Origin of the sequence: Janthinobacterium sp. SUN206 (assembly GCF_030587305.1) — a bacterium.
Lineage (GTDB): Bacteria > Pseudomonadota > Gammaproteobacteria > Burkholderiales > Burkholderiaceae_D > Janthinobacterium > Janthinobacterium kumbetense.
The window spans coordinates 2,099,258-2,114,729 of the sequence record NZ_JAPWIB010000001.1 but is presented as its reverse complement, the minus strand read 5'-3'; the positions used below and the strand labels follow the sequence as shown (position 1 = coordinate 2,114,729).

15 protein-coding genes are annotated in these 15,472 nt (G+C 64.6%); 7 read left to right on the top strand and 8 right to left on the bottom strand.

Translation table 11 applies throughout. The features are described 5' to 3' along the window. Nucleotides 1-11: 11 nt before the first annotated feature. The 4 genes from O3300_RS09580 to O3300_RS09565 form a co-directional block, all read right to left on the bottom strand. The gene (locus O3300_RS09580; protein WP_099667051.1) at nucleotides 12-2,102 is read right to left on the bottom strand and encodes a methyl-accepting chemotaxis protein; all 2,091 of its coding nucleotides are present in this window, start codon (nucleotides 2,100-2,102) and stop codon (nucleotides 12-14) included. 57 nt (nucleotides 2,103-2,159) lie between these two features. Then, the gene (locus tag O3300_RS09575) at nucleotides 2,160-2,954 is read right to left on the bottom strand and encodes a TorF family putative porin (protein ID WP_305052786.1); all 795 of its coding nucleotides are present in this window, start codon (nucleotides 2,952-2,954) and stop codon (nucleotides 2,160-2,162) included. Between the two features lie 240 nt (nucleotides 2,955-3,194). Next, nucleotides 3,195-3,608 (bottom strand): hypothetical protein, encoded by a 414-nt coding sequence (locus O3300_RS09570; RefSeq protein WP_305052785.1) that lies wholly within the window; start codon nucleotides 3,606-3,608, stop codon nucleotides 3,195-3,197. An 81-nt stretch (nucleotides 3,609-3,689) separates the two neighbouring features. Continuing rightward, on the bottom strand, nucleotides 3,690-4,391 hold the full coding sequence (locus O3300_RS09565) for a FadR/GntR family transcriptional regulator (RefSeq protein ID WP_257218899.1): 702 nt from the start codon (nucleotides 4,389-4,391) through the stop codon (nucleotides 3,690-3,692). Nucleotides 4,392-4,543: 152 nt separating this feature from the next. Between O3300_RS09565 and O3300_RS09560 the strand changes: the two genes are divergently transcribed. From O3300_RS09560 to O3300_RS09540, 5 genes are all read left to right on the top strand, one after another. Beyond that, nucleotides 4,544-5,341 carry a (Fe-S)-binding protein gene (locus O3300_RS09560; RefSeq protein ID WP_305052784.1) on the top strand — a complete coding sequence of 266 codons (798 nt, stop codon included), beginning with the start codon at nucleotides 4,544-4,546 and terminating at the stop codon, nucleotides 5,339-5,341. Further along, nucleotides 5,338-6,054 (top strand): LUD domain-containing protein, encoded by a 717-nt coding sequence (locus O3300_RS09555; RefSeq protein ID WP_305052783.1) that lies wholly within the window; start codon nucleotides 5,338-5,340, stop codon nucleotides 6,052-6,054. Before O3300_RS09560 ends, O3300_RS09555 begins: the two co-directional genes overlap by 4 nt. Further along, nucleotides 6,051-7,496, top strand: a complete 1,446-nt coding sequence (locus O3300_RS09550) for a LutB/LldF family L-lactate oxidation iron-sulfur protein (RefSeq protein ID WP_305052782.1) — start codon at nucleotides 6,051-6,053, stop codon at nucleotides 7,494-7,496. The genes O3300_RS09555 and O3300_RS09550 overlap by 4 nt, the downstream gene beginning before the upstream one ends. A 102-nt stretch (nucleotides 7,497-7,598) precedes the next feature. Next, nucleotides 7,599-9,305, top strand: a complete 1,707-nt coding sequence (locus O3300_RS09545; protein ID WP_305052781.1) for a lactate permease LctP family transporter — start codon at nucleotides 7,599-7,601, stop codon at nucleotides 9,303-9,305. A gap of 86 nt (nucleotides 9,306-9,391) precedes the next feature. Continuing rightward, nucleotides 9,392-9,526, top strand: coding sequence for a hypothetical protein (locus tag O3300_RS09540; RefSeq protein ID WP_305052780.1), 135 nt, complete (start codon nucleotides 9,392-9,394; stop codon nucleotides 9,524-9,526). Here the strand turns inward: O3300_RS09540 and O3300_RS09535 are convergent. Further along, entirely contained in the window at nucleotides 9,523-9,756 is a 234-nt protein-coding gene (locus tag O3300_RS09535) for a DUF3563 family protein (RefSeq protein WP_077407407.1), read from the bottom strand. The two genes, O3300_RS09540 and O3300_RS09535, sit on opposite strands and share 4 nt — an antisense overlap. A 424-nt stretch (nucleotides 9,757-10,180) precedes the next feature. Between O3300_RS09535 and fucP the strand changes: the two genes are divergently transcribed. Next, a complete protein-coding gene (gene fucP, locus O3300_RS09530) occupies nucleotides 10,181-11,485 on the top strand; it encodes an L-fucose:H+ symporter permease (protein ID WP_092607048.1) in 1,305 nt (434 codons plus the stop codon). 52 nt (nucleotides 11,486-11,537) lie between these two features. Here the strand turns inward: fucP and O3300_RS09525 are convergent, their stop codons facing one another. After that, nucleotides 11,538-12,431 (bottom strand): LysR substrate-binding domain-containing protein, encoded by an 894-nt coding sequence (locus O3300_RS09525; protein WP_305052779.1) that lies wholly within the window; start codon nucleotides 12,429-12,431, stop codon nucleotides 11,538-11,540. Nucleotides 12,432-12,590: 159 nt separating this feature from the next. Between O3300_RS09525 and O3300_RS09520 the strand changes: the two genes are divergently transcribed. After that, nucleotides 12,591-14,084, top strand: a complete 1,494-nt coding sequence (locus O3300_RS09520; protein WP_305052778.1) for a succinate CoA transferase — start codon at nucleotides 12,591-12,593, stop codon at nucleotides 14,082-14,084. Between the two features lie 55 nt (nucleotides 14,085-14,139). Here the strand turns inward: O3300_RS09520 and O3300_RS09515 are convergent, their stop codons facing one another. Together O3300_RS09515 and O3300_RS09510 are read right to left on the bottom strand one after the other, a co-directional pair. Beyond that, the gene (locus O3300_RS09515) at nucleotides 14,140-14,511 is read right to left on the bottom strand and encodes a hypothetical protein (RefSeq protein ID WP_305052777.1); all 372 of its coding nucleotides are present in this window, start codon (nucleotides 14,509-14,511) and stop codon (nucleotides 14,140-14,142) included. A gap of 96 nt (nucleotides 14,512-14,607) precedes the next feature. Next, on the bottom strand, nucleotides 14,608-15,270 hold the full coding sequence (locus tag O3300_RS09510; RefSeq protein ID WP_289916558.1) for a TetR/AcrR family transcriptional regulator: 663 nt from the start codon (nucleotides 15,268-15,270) through the stop codon (nucleotides 14,608-14,610). Nucleotides 15,271-15,472 lie beyond the last annotated feature (202 nt).

The following is a 15,472-nucleotide window of genomic DNA, read 5'->3' as shown; positions in this document are numbered from 1 at the left end:
AAAGGTCCGGCTTAAAACTCTTCCCAGTCATCGCCTGCCGGCGCCTTGGCTGGCGCATGCTGTGCTGCTTGCGGCTTGGCAACACTCAGGCGTTTGGCTGGCGCGGCGGTCTTGGGCGTCACGGCGCGCGGCGCTGCTGGCGCTGCAGCCGGCGTTGCTGTCGACGTTGCCTGGCGCGCCTGCTCGCCCAGCTTGAACACGCTGACCACCTCGGCCAGATGGCTGGCCTGGTCTTGCAGGCTTTCGGCGGCCGCCGCCGCTTCCTCGACGAGGGCCGCGTTTTGCTGCGTCACGCCATCCATCTGCGCCAGCGCCTGGTTGACCTGGGCGATGCCGTCGCTTTGCTCGGTGGTGGCGACGCTGATGTCGGCCATGATGGCGGTGACCTTGCGCACGCTGTCGACCACTTGCTCCATGGTGGCGCCCGCTTCATCGACGAGCTTGCTGCCGGCGGCCACCTTGCCCACGGAATCGTCGATCAGCAGCTTGATTTCCTTGGCCGCCGCGGCGGAGCGCTGCGCCAGGTTGCGCACTTCCGTGGCGACGACGGCGAAACCGCGCCCCTGTTCGCCCGCGCGCGCCGCTTCCACGGCCGCGTTCAGCGCCAGGATATTCGTCTGGAAGGCGATGCCGTCGATGACGCTGATGATGTCGACGATCTTGTTTGACGAGTCATTGATCGACGTCATGGTTTCTATGACTTTGCCGACCACTTCGCCGCTCTTCTGTGCCACACTCGATGCGGAAGCAGCCAGTTGATTCGCCTGGCGCGCATGGTCGGCATTTTCCTTGACGGTGCCCGTCAGTTCTTCCACGGAGGCGGCCGTTTCTTCCAGCGAGCTGGCTTGCTGTTCCGTGCGGGCCGACAGGTCGTTATTGCCTTGCGCAATTTCCGCGCTGGCGCGTGCCACGTTGTCGGCACTGGCTTGCACTTGCAGCAGCACGGCGTGGATCTTTTCCACGAAGGCGTTGAAACCCTTGCCGATGACGGCCAGCTCGTCGGTGCCCTTGACTTCCAGCTTGACGCGCAGGTCGGCGTCGCCGCTGGACAGGTCCGTCATGGTGCGGCCCAGGGTGCGCAGGGGGCGTGTCAGCTGGTTGACGACGAGAATCAAAATGCCGGCCGTGGCTGCCGCGCACAGCAGGGCGACGATCAGCGTGTAGACCATCAGGTCGCGCGCCGAGGCGGTGGCCACGCTTTTCGGGAAATTCAATTCCACGCTCCACGGCGCGATGTCGGGGTGGATCTGCAGCGGCTGCAGCAAATGGATGTAGCCCTTGTCATCCTCGTATTCATACGCCTGGCCCTGGCGCACCTTTTCCAGGCCGGCGGCCGGCACGTCGTCCGCCTTCTTGCCCAGCCGTGCAGGCTCGGGGTGGCTGGCGTACAGGCCGCCGTTCGAGATCAGGGCCAGCTTGCCGCCCTCGATCACTTTCAGGTCGGCGAGGATTTTCGCCAGGCGCGTGAGCATGAAGTCGGCGCTGGCCGTGCCCTTGAAGCTGCCGTCGATCATGATGGGCGCCACCAGCGAAGCCATCAGCACATCCTTGCCGTCCACGGGGTAGATATATGGTTCCGTAAAGTAAGTCTTGCCGGTGCGCTTGGGCACGTCGTACCAGTCGTTGGCGCCCGCTTTCGGGTCGAAGACGATGGGCTCGACTTGCAGCTTGCCGCCGGCCCCACGCGTCCAGTAGGGCATGAAGCGGCCGCTGGCGTCGTAGTTCGGTTTCTGGTTGGCAAACTCCGCATCCTTGCCGTCGAGTGCGTTCGGCTCCCACGTCACGGCCGAGCCCAGCAAGTCTTCCGAGCTGGTCAACGTCGCCTTGGTCAGTTCATTGATCTGGTCGCGCTGCAGGGGCAAATTCGCGCCCTTGGTGCCGCGCATGGCGCCGGCCAGGCTGGACACGCTCGACAGGTTGCTGGCGATGCGCGCCTGCAGCGCACCGGCCACTTCGCGTGCCGACGTGCGCGCCAGGTCCAGCGCGGCTGCTTCGGCGCTGGCGCTGCTCTTGTAGCCGATCACGGCCGCCGTGACGCCGAGGCTGAGGACGGCGAGCGCGGTGGCGGCGACGCAGATTTTACTGTTCAGTGATAGTTGCATGAGGCTGTTCCTTGATGGGGAGGGGTATCGGTGTCTCGGGCGTCGCGGGTAGCGCGCCTAGAAAGTCTTGCTGACGGCCAGCACGAAGGTGGCCGCGGCCGGGTTCGAGGTGTCGAACTGGCCAGCCGCATTCGGGATGCCCAGCGTGTAATGGTCGTAGGCGTCGGTGGCGCCCCAGGCGCGCGTCACGGCGCCACTCAGGCTCCAGCCGCCGTCGAAGGCCCGCGTGACGCCCACCTTGGCATCGCGCCAGTTCCACATGGCATTGCCCGTGCCCGCCACGCGGCCATTGCCGGCGTGCAGGTTCAAGGTCCAGGCATTGCCCAGGTCGACATTCGCGCCCACGTCCAGGTAGCCCGTGCCGCGCGCATGCGTGATGCCGAAGAAGTCCCGCGTGACGGTATGGTTGTATTTGGCGTACAGCATGCGGTAGGTCAGGCCCAGCGACAGTTCGCCATAGTCGTACCTGACGCCTGTGGCGCGGTACACGGCGCCCGGATACTTGTAGTAATACGCGAGCACGCTGTAGCCCAGCTCGCCCACCGTGCCGCCGTAGCCGCCGTACAGATCCCATTCGACGCTTGCATCCTGGATATAGCGGTCGCTGACGGTGGAAGCCCAGGTGCCCAGCGACCAGCCGCTCGGGTGCGCGTAGTCGACGCCCGCCTGCAGGGCCGGCTTGCCCCAGGTCTGGCGGAAGCCGCGCGAAATGTATTGCGAAGTGAGGCTGGCATTGGCGCTGAAGGTGGCGCCAGTGCTGTCCGTGGTCTGGGCCTGCACAGGCAGCGCGGCCGCCAGCAGGAAGGCGCAGCCCAGCAAGGATGATCCGGGGAAATGGTGGTGCGATGGCATGGCAGTCAGCTCCGTATTTGCCGGCAGCGGCCGTCCAGGCGCGTTGCCCTGATGGTTGCAATAAAAATGCGGAATGGACTTTTGTGAAGGCAAGGCGAGGCCGTTTGCATGCTCGCCTGAACATGCACACATTCTCACCAAACGTAACTGAAAGGATAGGGGCTAGGGCTAGTGGAAGTCAATAAAGTTGCGCTACGGAAATCGTAAGTTGTTGTTTCCTGGCACTTTTTCATGCTCCTGTCACATTTCCGGCCTGCCCCGGCTGGCTGCCTGTTGCAAGCTGGCCTGCAAGCCTGGCAGGGCCGCATGCAAGGCTTGCAGGCTGTCGGCGTCCAGCCCGGCCTGCATTTCCACCCGGCCCGAGGGCTGGCCCCAGACGACCTGTGCGCTGAGCCGGGCGCCGGCGTCGAGTCCCGTGACGCTGACCAGCAGCGCGACTTCTTCCGGGGCATCCTCGGGCACGTCCGCGAGCAGGCAGGAAATGCCGAAATGATAATCCTGGAAGGCGCTCGCCGTGCCGCTGGAAAAGGCGAAGACGGACGCGAGCACCTGCGGCGCAGCGGCCGCAAGTGACGGCAGGGCGGCGCGAAACAGGGGCAGCAAGTCGTTTTCCAGCTGCAGTACCAGCGGATGAGTGTGGCTAAGGACGGTCATGGGCGGATGAAAGGAGTGGCGGCGCGCGATGGTAGCAGTTTTTGCTGCCGCCGTGCTCCTGTACTGGTCCTACCAGTGGCCTCAATCGTCATCGCTGGTGACGCGCGTGCGCACGAAATCGATGTGGCCTTGCATGGCCGTGCGCGCCTCTTCGGGCTGGCTGGCGCAGATGGCCTCGCACAGGGTGCGGTGCTGCGACAGCAGTTGCAGCGAAGTGGCCTCGTCCTGCTGGCGCAAGCCCGTGCCATTGATGGTGATGTGTTCGCGCAGCATGCCGATGATGCTGGTGTGCAAGTGCAGGAACATGGTGTTGTGCGACGCTTGCGCGATGACTTCATGCAGGCGTGCATCGGCCTGCGCCTCGCCGTGCTTGTCGTCGCTGGCGCGCGCCTGTTCCAGTTCGGCCAGCAGCGCCATGATTTGCGCGCGCTCGTCCACGCTGGCCCGCTGCGCCGCAAAGTAGGCCGTCGCCCCTTCCAGCACGCGGCGAAATTCCAGGATGTCGTCGCGCAGGGCGGGGTGGTCGGCCACCAGCTGGCTCCATGGCGACGCCATGCCCGTGCGCAGCTGATCCGTCACGAACACGCCGGCGCCGCGCCGGCTGCGCACCAGGCCCCGCGCCGCCAGCCGCTGCACCGCTTCGCGCACGGTGTTGCGCGAGACGGCATATTGCTGCGCCAGCAGGCGTTCGGCCGGCAACTGCGCGCCCGCCGGCAAGCTGCCGTCCAGCAGGGCGGTTTCCAGCCTGCGCATCACCATCTCGACCCTGCCCCGCGTTTGCATGCCTGTCGCCATCGATGTCTTCCGGTGTTGTTTTAAAGTGGTCCGAGCAATTTGAAGTGGCTTGCGGAAGCTGGAATTATGCGTGAACCAGTCATTCTTAACAACACACAGCGGCGCCGCAGCAACACACAGAGCGCCGGGGAGACACACTCATGCAGCCAGATCCGCGCCAGCCACGCCGCTATCCACCCGCACCGCTCCAGGTGTACCTGTTCGCCACCTGCCTGGTCGACCTGTTCGTGCCGCAGGCGGGGCTCGACGCGGTGCGCCTGCTGGAGCGGGAAGGCTTGCTGGTGCATTATCCGCGCGGCCAGAGCTGCTGCGGCCAGCCCGCCTACAGCAGCGGCAACCCGGAACAGGCGCGCGCCGTGGCCCGCGCCCAGCTCGACCTGTTCGCGCAGCCCTGGCCCGTGATCGTGCCGTCCGGCTCCTGCGCCGGCATGATGCGCCACCACTGGCCGCAGTTGTTCCAGGACGACCCCGTCGCCGGCCCCAAGGCGGCCGAACTTGCCGAACGCGTGTATGAACTGAGCGAATTTCTCGTCTGCGTGCTGCAACTCGATGTGGCCGGCCTGGCCCTGGCTGGCCCGCGGCAGGCCGATGAAAACGTGGTGCTGCACACCTCGTGCGGCGCGCGCCGCGAAATGGGCACGCGGGTGCACGGCGTGGCCCTGGTCGACGCCTTGCCCGGCGTGACGCGCATCGAACACCAGCGCGAATCGGAATGCTGCGGCTTCGGCGGCACGTTTTCACTGAAGCACCCGGATATTTCCGGCGCCATGGTCAGCGACAAGATCGCCTCGGCCTGCGCCACGGGCTGCGGCCGGCTCGTCTCGGCCGACTGCGGCTGCCTGCTCAACATCGGCCACGCCGCGCAGCACCAGGGCGCGCCGCTGCCCGTCGAACACCTGGCCAGCTTTTTGTGGCGCCGCACGGGAGGCGAAGCATGAGCGCCGCCCTGACTGCCCGCGAACGCATGCTGGGACGCCTGCGCGCCGCCGCGCCGTCCACGCCCGAGGCGGTGGACGTCATCGATACGGCCATCGACCAGCACTACCTGGCGCGCCGCGCACAAGCGCCGCTGTCGCCACGGGGCCGGATCGCCGCCCTGCAGGCCGCCCTGCAGGCCGCGCATGCGGAAGTCGATTGCGTGCGCGGCGATGCCTGGCCCGCCCTGCTGGCGCAGCGCCTCGGTGCGCATGGCGTGCGCCGCCTGCTGATGGATGCCGATAGCAGGGAAGGACTGGCCTTGCGGGCCGCCTTGCCGGACGGCGTCGAGGTGCTCTCTTTCGAGCGTCCGCTGGCGCAGTGGAAGGGCGAGTTGTTCGACACCGTCGACGCGGGTTTTACCGTCGCCCGTTCCGGCATCGCCGCCACGGGCACGCTGGTCATCGCGCCCGACGCGGCCACGCCGCGCACGGTGTCGCTGGCGCCGCCGCTGCACATTTGCCTCGTGTATGCGAGCACCCTGCATGCGGACTTGCATGCGGCGGCGCGCGCCGAGCGCTGGGTGGACGGCATGCCATCGAACCTGGTGCTGGTGTCGGGTCCCTCGAAAACGTCCGACATCCAGCAAACCCTCGCCTATGGCGCGCATGGCCCGCGCTGGCTGTGGGTGCTGATCGTCGATGACTTGCCAGCCCGTGAAGGAGGCCAGCCATGAACGCCAAGCCACTGCAATTCGTCAAGCCGGCGGACTTTCATGCGCGCGCCCGCGCCGCGCTGGACGACCCGAAGCTGCGCCAGAGCTTTCGCGGTGCCATGGATTTTTTGCAGGACAAGCGCACGGCGCAGTTCCCCGACGGCGACGAGCTGGAACGCCTGCGCGACCTCGGCGAAGCCGTGCGCCGGCACGCGCTGGCGCGCCTGCCCGACTTGCTGGTGCAGCTGGAAGACAAGCTGACGGCGGCCGGCGTGCAGGTGCACTGGGCCGAGGATGGCGAGCAGGCCAACGCCATCATCCACGCCATCGCGCAAAAGGCCAAGGCAACGCGCTTCATCAAGGGCAAGTCGATGGCCAGCGAGGAAATCGAGCTCAATCACTACCTGGAAGCGCGCGGCATGACCTGCCTGGAGTCGGACATGGGCGAGTACATCGTGCAGCTGGCCGGCGAAAAGCCGTCGCACATCGTCATGCCGGCCATTCACAAGACCAAGGCCGACATCGCCGGCCTGTTCGCCGAGCACATTCCCGACGCGCCCTACACGGAAGACGTCGACAGCCTGATTCAGACGGGCCGGCGCGCGCTGCGCCAGGCCTTCGTCGAAGCTGACATTGGCCTGTCGGGCGTGAACTTCGCGGCGGCCGACACGGGCACCCTGTGGCTGGTGGAAAACGAGGGCAATGGCCGGCTGACGACGTCCGTGCCGGACGTGCACATCGCCATCATGGGCATGGAAAAGGTGGTGGCCAAGCTCGAACATATCGTGCCGCTGGCGAGCCTCTTGACGCGTTCGGCCACGGGGCAGGCCATCACTACGTACTTCAACCTGATTTCCGGCCCGCGCCGCGCCGGTGAACAGGATGGACCGCGCGAAGTGCATCTGGTCTTGCTCGACAACGGCCGCAGCCAGGCCTACGCCGACGAGCAGCTGCGCGCCACCCTGCAATGCATACGCTGCGGCGCCTGCATGAATCATTGCCCCGTCTACACGCGCATCGGCGGCCACGCCTACGGCACCACGTATCCGGGGCCGATCGGCAAGATCATCTCGCCCCACTTGCTGGGACTAGCTGCGACGGCCGACCTGGCCACCGCGTCGAGCCTGTGCGGCGCCTGCGGCGAAGTGTGCCCCGTGCGCATCCCGATCCCGCAACTGCTGGTGCGCCTGCGTACGGAGGCCAATCGCAATCCCGGCGAGCAGGTGGCGCATCCGCTGCGCGGCCAGGGGGCCAAGTTCAGCCGCGGCGAAAGCCTGGTCTGGCGTTTCTGGAGCGGCGCCTTCGCACGCCCGATCAGTTATCGCCTGTTCCGCTGGGCCGCCACCCGGCTGCGCGCACTGACGCCGGGCAAGCAGCTGGGCTGGACGCAGCACCGCAAGCCGTTGACGCCGGCGCCGCGCAGCCTGGCCGACCTGCTCAACGCGCGCGGGCAGGAGGAGTAAGCCGGCCCCCGCAGCACCGAAGCACCGCAAAAAACACGCTACACACAATTACATCAAAAGCCGTTTTTTCAATCAACCCGCATCCACCGGAGGAGACCCGACATGCAAACCTGGACCCAACTTTATACACCGCTCGGCAGCCTGTGGCTGTCGTCCCTGGCGGCAGCCGTTCCCATCATTTTCTTCTTCATCGCCCTGGCCGCGCTGCGCATCAAGGGCCATGTGGCGGCTGCCGTCACCCTGGCGCTGGCGCTGGCCGTGGCGATTTTTGCGTACGGCATGCCCGTGCCGCAGGCGCTGGCGGCGGCCGGCTATGGTTTTGCGTATGGCTTGTGGCCGATCGCCTGGATCATCGTCACGGCCGTCTTCCTGTACAAGATCGTCGTGAAAACGGGGCAGATCGAGATCATCCGCGCCTCGGTGCTGTCGGTCACGGACGACCAGCGACTGCAGGTGCTGTTGATCGGCTTTGCCTTCGGCGCCTTCCTGGAAGGGGCGGCCGGTTTCGGCGCGCCCGTGGCGATCACCTCGGCCCTGCTGGTGGGCCTGGGCTTCAACCCGCTGTATGCGGCGGGCCTGTGCCTGATCGCCAATACGGCGCCCGTGGCCTTTGGCGCCATGGGCATCCCCATCATCGTGGCGGGCCAGGTGACGGGCATCGACCCGTTCCTGATCGGCGCCATGGCGGGCCGCCAGTTGCCGCTGCTGTCGCTGGCCGTGCCTTTCTGGCTGGTCTTCATGATGGATGGCGTGCGCGGCGTGCGCGAAGTGTGGCCGGCTGCCCTGGTAACGGGCGCCAGCTTTGCCGTCACCCAGTACTTCACGTCGAACCATATCGGGCCGGAGCTGCCGGACATCACTTCGGCCCTCGTCAGCCTGGTGTCGCTGACCCTGTTCCTGAAAGTGTGGCAGCCGAAGAATGCCAAGGTGGTCAACGCCGTCGGTGGCGGCGCCGCCGCGCTGTCCGGTTTTGGCGGCGGGGCAGGCAATGCGGACTTGCGCGGCAGCGGCAGCCGCGCCGCCTCGCCCTACACCTTGGCGCAGACGGCGCGCGCCTGGGCGCCGTTCGGCTTGCTGACGGCCATCGTCACCGTCTGGAGCCTGCCCGGCTTCAAGTCCCTGTTCGCCGCCGGCGGCGCGTTGTCCAGTCTGGTCGTCAAGATCCACGTGCCTTACCTCGATAAACTGGTGATCAAGACGATGCCGATCGTGGCGGAGCCGAAAGCGTATGACGCCGTCTTCAAGCTCGACCTGTTGTCGGCCGTGGGCACGGCGATCTTGCTGACGGCCGTGCTGTCGATGTGGATGCTGCGCATGAAGCCGCGCGATGGCATCAAGGCGTTCGTCGAAACGCTCGTGGAATTGCGCCGTCCCGTGCTGTCGATCGGCATGGTGCTGGCGTTTGCCTTCGTGGCCAACTATTCGGGCATGTCGTCCACCCTGGCCCTGCTGCTGGCCGGCAGCGGTGCCGCCTTTCCGTTCTTCTCGCCGTTCCTGGGCTGGCTGGGGGTGTTCCTGACGGGGTCCGATACGTCGTCGAATGCCTTGTTCTGCTCCCTGCAAAACACGACGGCGCACCAGATCGGCGTGTCCGACACCTTGCTGGTGGCGGCCAATACGACGGGCGGCGTGACGGGCAAGATGATCTCGCCCCAGTCGATCGCCGTCGCCTGCGCCGCGACTGGCCTGGTGGGCAAGGAATCGGACCTGTTCCGCTTTACCTTGAAGCACAGCCTGCTGTTTGCCGTCATCATCGGCATCATCACCATGCTGCAGGCGTACGTGTTCACCGGCATGATCCCGCATTGAGCGATCCGTAGAAATACGTAGTAAAACTAGATGAATTGATAGTAAAACGTGCAGATGGTCATGAAAATGACCTGATGCACTGCAGCATGACGACGCTTCCCGGCGTCGTGCCGGGCGGCCGTGTGTTGCCGCATACCCATCCCGTGCTCAAGCGCGAGGCGAGCAGGATGGGTCTGGCGATGGTCTTGCTGGTACTGCTTGCTTCCGGTTCAGTACATTAACGGCTCAGGCCGCTCATCCAGGTGGGCTGCGGGTTGGCACGGGCCAGTTCGCGCATGCGGTATTCCAGATCGTAGCGGTCGGTCGATTCAGCCAGGTAGGCTTCTTCATAAGCGCGTTCGCGGCGGTCGCTGCTTTGGTTCAGCCAGGCACCGACGCGCTTGGCGGCGTGGACGAGGGTGGCGACGATATTGCTGTTTTGCGTGGTGTGGTAAGTAAATGCGGTAGACATGGCAGACTCCTTGAGTGGCGTGCCGCGTTGTGCTGCACTGCAATATAAGTATAGCGATTCCAAGTTATAAGGCTACTTTTGATTTCAAATGTCAGCTATTCATTTTTCAAATAATGGTCGCGAAAGCTGCGCAATACGGGGCTTTAAGGCATAATGCCGGCGCAGGATCGTAGTTTTACTACAAGACGTTTTTGTCCTGGATGTTGTTTTCAGACGCAGCCCGCAGGCGTGCCGCGCCCACAAGACATCGTTCTGACGAGAAACGGTCGGCCGCACGCGCGAGATGCCATGCCTGCCCCGTATCGCTGATGGCAGTCATGGCCCACGCTGATATCTGCGTGGCGCTTGCGCGTCCTGGTGCTGCCCGGGTGGAAACGCTTCCATGCCTGGCGCGATCAACTTGGAATTGAAAAATGGAGAAGGTATGGAATATGTAAAGCAAGGCCAGGGCGTACCGTCCGCACGGGCCGGCACGCAAAACAATACAGGCGCCCTGATCATTGTCACGGTGCTGTTTTTCATGTGGGGATTGCTGACCTCGCTCAATGATGTGCTGATTCCCCATCTGCGCTCGATCTACACCTTGACGTATGTCCAGGCGATGCTGGTGCAATTCTGCTTCTTCGGCGCCTACGCCATCGTTTCGCTGCCGGCCGGCATGCTGATCAAGAAAATCGGCTATCAGCGCGGCGTCGTCGCCGGTTTGCTGATCGCGGCCGCCGGCTGCGCCATGTTTTACCCGGCGTCCACCGGCAGCTATGCGCTGTTCCTCTTGTCCTTCTTCATCCTGGCGGCCGGCATCACCGTGCTGCAGGTGGCGGCCAATCCGTACGTGACGGAACTGGGCGACCCGCAGACGGCGTCGAGCCGCCTGACCCTGACGCAGGCGTTCAACGCGCTGGGCACCACCGTGGCGCCTGCGCTGGGCGGCATGCTGATTTTGTCGGGCACCGTGCTGACGGTGCAGCAGTTCGACCTGCTGCCGGCGGCCGAACAACTGGCTTACCGCGCCAAGGAAGCCGCTTCCGTGCAAGGCCCGTACCTGGTGCTGGCCGCCACCCTGGTGATCCTGGCCGTGCTGTTCGCGCTGGCAAAATTGCCGAAGATTTCGCATGCCGACGATGCGGCCGCCGTGGCGCAGGATGGCCACAAGGTGTCGATCTGGTCGCACCGCCACCTGGTGCTGGGCGCGCTGGCCATCTTCCTGTATGTGGGCGGTGAAGTGAGCATCGGCAGCTTCCTGATCAACTTCCTGGGCGAGAGCCATATCGCTGGCCTCAGCCACGCCGATGCCGCCTATTTCGTCAGCTATTACTGGGGTGGCGCCATGCTGGGCCGCTTCGTCGGCTTTGCCGTGATGCGCTATGTCAGCCCGGGCAAGACCCTGGCCTTCAACGCCGCCGTCGTCATCGCGCTGATCCTCGTCGCCGTGTTCTCCAGTGGTCACACGGCCATGTGGGCATTGATCGCCGTCGGCCTGTTCAACTCCATCATGTTCCCGACCATCTTCAGCATGGCGCTGAACAAGCTGGGCGCGCAAACGGGTCAAGGTTCGGGCATCCTGTGCATGGCCATCGTCGGCGGCGCCATCGTGCCGTTCATCCAGGGCTTCCTGGCCGACCACATCAATTTGCAGCTGTCCTTCCTCGTGCCGGCCCTGTGCTACACCTTCATTCTGTACTTCGGCTGGAAGTACGCCAGCATGTACAAGGACGACGCCGCCAAATAAGCAAGGTGGCGCGATCAATCAAAAGGGTGGCCTCGGCCACCCTTTTTTTACGTCAGTGCGCGAACGGCGTGCCCAGCACGTTCTGGCACACTTCGAGCCAGGCGCGCGCCGCGTGCGACAGGTAGCGCCCGCTCCAGATATGCGCCACCTGCCACGCCACCTCCGGCCCGACGATGCGCACCGCTTCCAACGGTTCGCCTGCCAGGCGGTGGATGAACGGCTCGGGCAGCAGGGCCACGCCCAGGCCGGCCGAGGCCATCGCCACCAGCCAGTCCCATTGCCCGCTCTGGGCCGCAATCGTCGGCGTGAAGCCCGCTTGCGCGAAATGCTGGCGCAGGCTGCGCGTGAGCGCGAAATCATCCTTTAATAACACCAGCGGCAAGTCGGCCAGCGCCTTGAAGGGCAGTGTCGTGCGCTGCTTCTGGAATGTGCCCGGCTCGGCCAGGGCCCAGATCGGGTAGTTGGCCACTTCCACGGCCACGAGATCGAGTTCCGGGTCGGCCGGCAGCACCGTCATGCCGATTTCCAGCTCGCCCCCCGCCACCTTGCGCTCGATCTGCTGGCCCGTGTCTTCCTGCAGGGTCAGGCTGATGTTCGGGTGGCGCGCGCGGAAGGCTTTCAATACGGGCGTGAACAGCACGTTGATCATGGGCGGGATGCCGACCGTCAGGCTGCCGCGCTGCAAGGCCTGCGTGTCGCGCACTTCCAGGGTCAGCTGGCGCATATTGGCCAGCATTTCCTGGCCGTGCTGGTAGACGATGCGGCCCGTGTCCGTCAAGGTCAGCTTGCGCCCGTCGCGCACGAGCAATTGTGCGCCCACCTCGTCTTCCAGCTGGCGCACCATCTTGCTGATAGTGGACTGGGTCAGGTGCAGCGATTCGGCCGCCTGCGTAAAGCTCGACAGGCGCACGGTTTCGACGAAATAGCGCAGGGAACGGATATCCAAGAGGGGCTCGGCGTTGGCAGGGCATGAAAATATCGACTGGATATGACGAAATTAATTCATGCCATGCATGTAAGCGGGATTTTATACTGAATCCACTTATGGGGTTGGTGTATGACAGCCATCCAGTTTGAGAATATTAAGAATATCAGGAGCATCACGATGTACGAGGACCGTATCCGCCACCCAGGCTTGCTCAGCAAAATCATGAGCGCCGATGAGGCAGCCAAATTGTTCCACAACGGCATGCGTGTCGGCATGAGCGGCTTTACCCGTGCCGGCGACGCCAAGGCCCTGCCGCGCGCGCTGGCCGAACGCGCCCTGCAAGACCCGTTGAGCCTGACCCTGATCACGGGCGCTTCGCTGGGCAATGGCAGCGACGGCCTGATGGCTGAAGCGGGCGTGCTGGCGCGCCGCATGCCGTTCCAGGTCGACCCTGTGCTGCGCGGCAAGATCAACAACGGTGAAGTCATGTTCATCGACCAGCATCTGTCGGAAACGGCCGAGCAGTTGCGCTCGGGCAACCTGGCGGCCGTCGATATCGCCGTCATCGAGGCCACCGCCATCACGGCGGCCGGCGCCATCATCCCGACCATGTCGGTGGGCAACTCCGCTGCGTTCGCCCAGCAGGCCACGCAGGTCATTATTGAAATCAACCTGTCTACGCCGCTGGCGCTGGAAGGCTTGCACGACATTTATATTCCGCAAACCTTGCCGGGGCGCGAACCGATTCCCCTCACGCGCGTGGACCAGCTCCTGGGCAGCACGGCCATCGCCATCGACCCGGCCCGCATCGCGGCCATCGTCATCACGGACAGTCCCGACAGCCCGTCGAACGCCTTGCCGCCCGATGCGGAAACGCAGGCGATCGCCGGCCACGTGATCGCCTTCCTGCAAGGCGAAGTGGCGGCCGGGCGCATGGGCCCGGAATTGCTGCCCTTGCAGGCAGGCATCGGCACCATCGCCAACGCCGTGCTGCATGGCTTGATCGGCTCGCCTTTCCGCAACATGACGATGTATTCGGAAGTGCTGCAGGACAGCGCCATCGAGCTGCTCGACTCGGGCCAGCTGGCGTTTGCCTCGGCCTCGTCGATCACCCTGTCGGCCGCCGTGCACCAGAAGCTGATGGACAATATCGACCATTACCGCTCGAAAATCGTGCTGCGCCCGCAAGAGATCAGCAACCACCCGGAAATCGTGCGCCGCCTGGGCATCATCGCCCTGAACACGGCGCTCGAGTTCGATATCTACGGCAACGTCAATTCCACGCATGTATGCGGCACGCACATGATGAACGGCATCGGCGGTTCGGGCGACTTTGCGCGCAATGGGCAAGTGTCGATGTTCGTGTCGAAATCGGCGGCCAAGGGCGGGCGCATTTCCAGCGTCGTGCCGATGGTCTCGCATGTGGACCATACGGAGCATGACGTCGACGTGCTGGTGACGGAGTGGGGCTATGCGGACTTGCGCGGCCTGGCGCCGCGCGAACGGGCGCCACTGATCATCGAGCGCTGCACGCACCCAGACTACCGCGCGCAACTGCGTGCGTATTACGACGCGGCATGTCAGCGCGGCGGCCACACGCCGCACATGCTGGAGCAGGCGCTGTCGTGGCACACGCGCTACCAGGAAACGCAGAGCATGCTGGCAGCGTAGCAGCCGCTAACATCAGGATAGGGCGGTGCGGCACCGCGCCTGCCTTTTTTATTGCTTAGTACATATGCAGCGCCTTGGCGCCCAGGCCCAGCAGGGCAAACGTGGTGGTGGCCTGTATGCCCATGAACCACAGGAAGTGGGTGTGCATGTGCTTGCGGATGTCCCCCAGTTCCGTGCGCAAGGCGTGGCAGTCGCCGCGCAAGTCGCCGCGAAACTGCGTCAGGTCGGCGCGCAGCAACTGCGATTCGCCGCGCAACTCCGTGCGTACATTGTCGAGGCCGTCGCCAAGACGCTGTTCCAGGGTCTTGAACCATAGCCGGTCGTGTTCCCGGTCCGTTTCCAGTTTTGTCAGGCGCGCTTCCATGCGTACAGCATTGTGCGCGCCTTGCTGTTTGTCAAGCCGGTCCGTGGCATAGGCTTCGTTCATCTCGCCCTCCTTCGCGCGAGCCGCGCTGCACCAGCGCAGGCGGCTTCACTCCACTGTCCGCCTTTTCTGTCGGGACGGTTTGCGCTGGATCAAACGTCAGGAAGCCGGTGCAAAGCGCAAACGGATGCCTGCCGTGACGACGGCCAGCAAATCGTCGATATGCGCGTTCATTTCCGGGTGCGGCGTCCACGGGTCGCCCGCATCCATGACGATGCGCAGCGACACGAGGCCGTGCAGCGATTGCCAGAAGACTTGCGTCATCGTGTGCAGCGCCGGCTCGTCCTGGCGCACCTGGCCCGCTTGCGCCAGTTCGGTAAACAGGTGCAGCGCGTAGGCGTACGGATCCTGCTCGATATTGCCGTGTTCGACCTCGACGGCGTCGATTTCCGCGTGCGGCCGCAATTCCATGAAGATCAGCGAATACTCGTCCGGATGCTGGAAGCCGTACTCGATGTAGGCGCGGCCGACCAGGGCGATGCGCTGCCACGGATCATCGCTGGTGGCGCACGCCGTGCGCATGGCGCGCACCAGTTCCAGCAAATCCTTGTCCATGGCCTGGGCGATCAGGGTGGCCTTGTCGCGGAACAGGGCGTACACGACGGTGGTGGAAAAACCGGCCGCCTCGGCTACCTTGCGGATGGAGACGGCGCGCGCGCCGCCTTTCTTGATGAGATCTTTGACGACGTCGATGATGTGCTCGCGCCGCGCCTGAGCCTCGCGTAACTTTCTTTCCTGGATGTTAGTTAACTTCTTGTCCACGACTCTTTCCTGGCGACTCTATGAAAGCAAGAATTATAGGGGGGGCGACCGGGCGCCAATGTGTCAGCCGCTGTTACAAAGCAGTTTTTTGTCCGGTAGATGCAACAGCAGACCGATTTTTCGCGCTTTTGCCCGGCACTTTTCCATCGATGCCCCGGATTGGTGCATAAAACGCCGGGCCAGGCTTTGCGAACGGTGCCAA

Excerpts from the sequence above, each read along its gene's own strand:
- O3300_RS09580 (WP_099667051.1), bottom strand. The coding sequence starts at position 2,102 with ATGCAACTATCACTGAACAGTAAAATCTGCGTCGCCGCCACCGCGCTC.
- O3300_RS09575 (WP_305052786.1), bottom strand. The coding sequence starts at position 2,954 with ATGCCATCGCACCACCATTTCCCCGGATCATCCTTGCTGGGCTGCGCC.
- O3300_RS09570 (WP_305052785.1), bottom strand. The coding sequence starts at position 3,608 with ATGACCGTCCTTAGCCACACTCATCCGCTGGTACTGCAGCTGGAAAAC.
- O3300_RS09565 (WP_257218899.1), bottom strand. The coding sequence starts at position 4,391 with ATGCAAACGCGGGGCAGGGTCGAGATGGTGATGCGCAGGCTGGAAACC.
- O3300_RS09560 (WP_305052784.1), top strand. The coding sequence starts at position 4,544 with ATGCAGCCAGATCCGCGCCAGCCACGCCGCTATCCACCCGCACCGCTC.
- O3300_RS09555 (WP_305052783.1), top strand. The coding sequence starts at position 5,338 with ATGAGCGCCGCCCTGACTGCCCGCGAACGCATGCTGGGACGCCTGCGC.
- O3300_RS09550 (WP_305052782.1), top strand. The coding sequence starts at position 6,051 with ATGAACGCCAAGCCACTGCAATTCGTCAAGCCGGCGGACTTTCATGCG.
- O3300_RS09545 (WP_305052781.1), top strand. The coding sequence starts at position 7,599 with ATGCAAACCTGGACCCAACTTTATACACCGCTCGGCAGCCTGTGGCTG.
- O3300_RS09540 (WP_305052780.1), top strand. The coding sequence starts at position 9,392 with ATGACGACGCTTCCCGGCGTCGTGCCGGGCGGCCGTGTGTTGCCGCAT.
- O3300_RS09535 (WP_077407407.1), bottom strand. The coding sequence starts at position 9,756 with ATGTCTACCGCATTTACTTACCACACCACGCAAAACAGCAATATCGTC.
- fucP (WP_092607048.1), top strand. The coding sequence starts at position 10,181 with ATGGAATATGTAAAGCAAGGCCAGGGCGTACCGTCCGCACGGGCCGGC.
- O3300_RS09520 (WP_305052778.1), top strand. The coding sequence starts at position 12,591 with ATGTACGAGGACCGTATCCGCCACCCAGGCTTGCTCAGCAAAATCATG.
- O3300_RS09515 (WP_305052777.1), bottom strand. The coding sequence starts at position 14,511 with ATGAACGAAGCCTATGCCACGGACCGGCTTGACAAACAGCAAGGCGCG.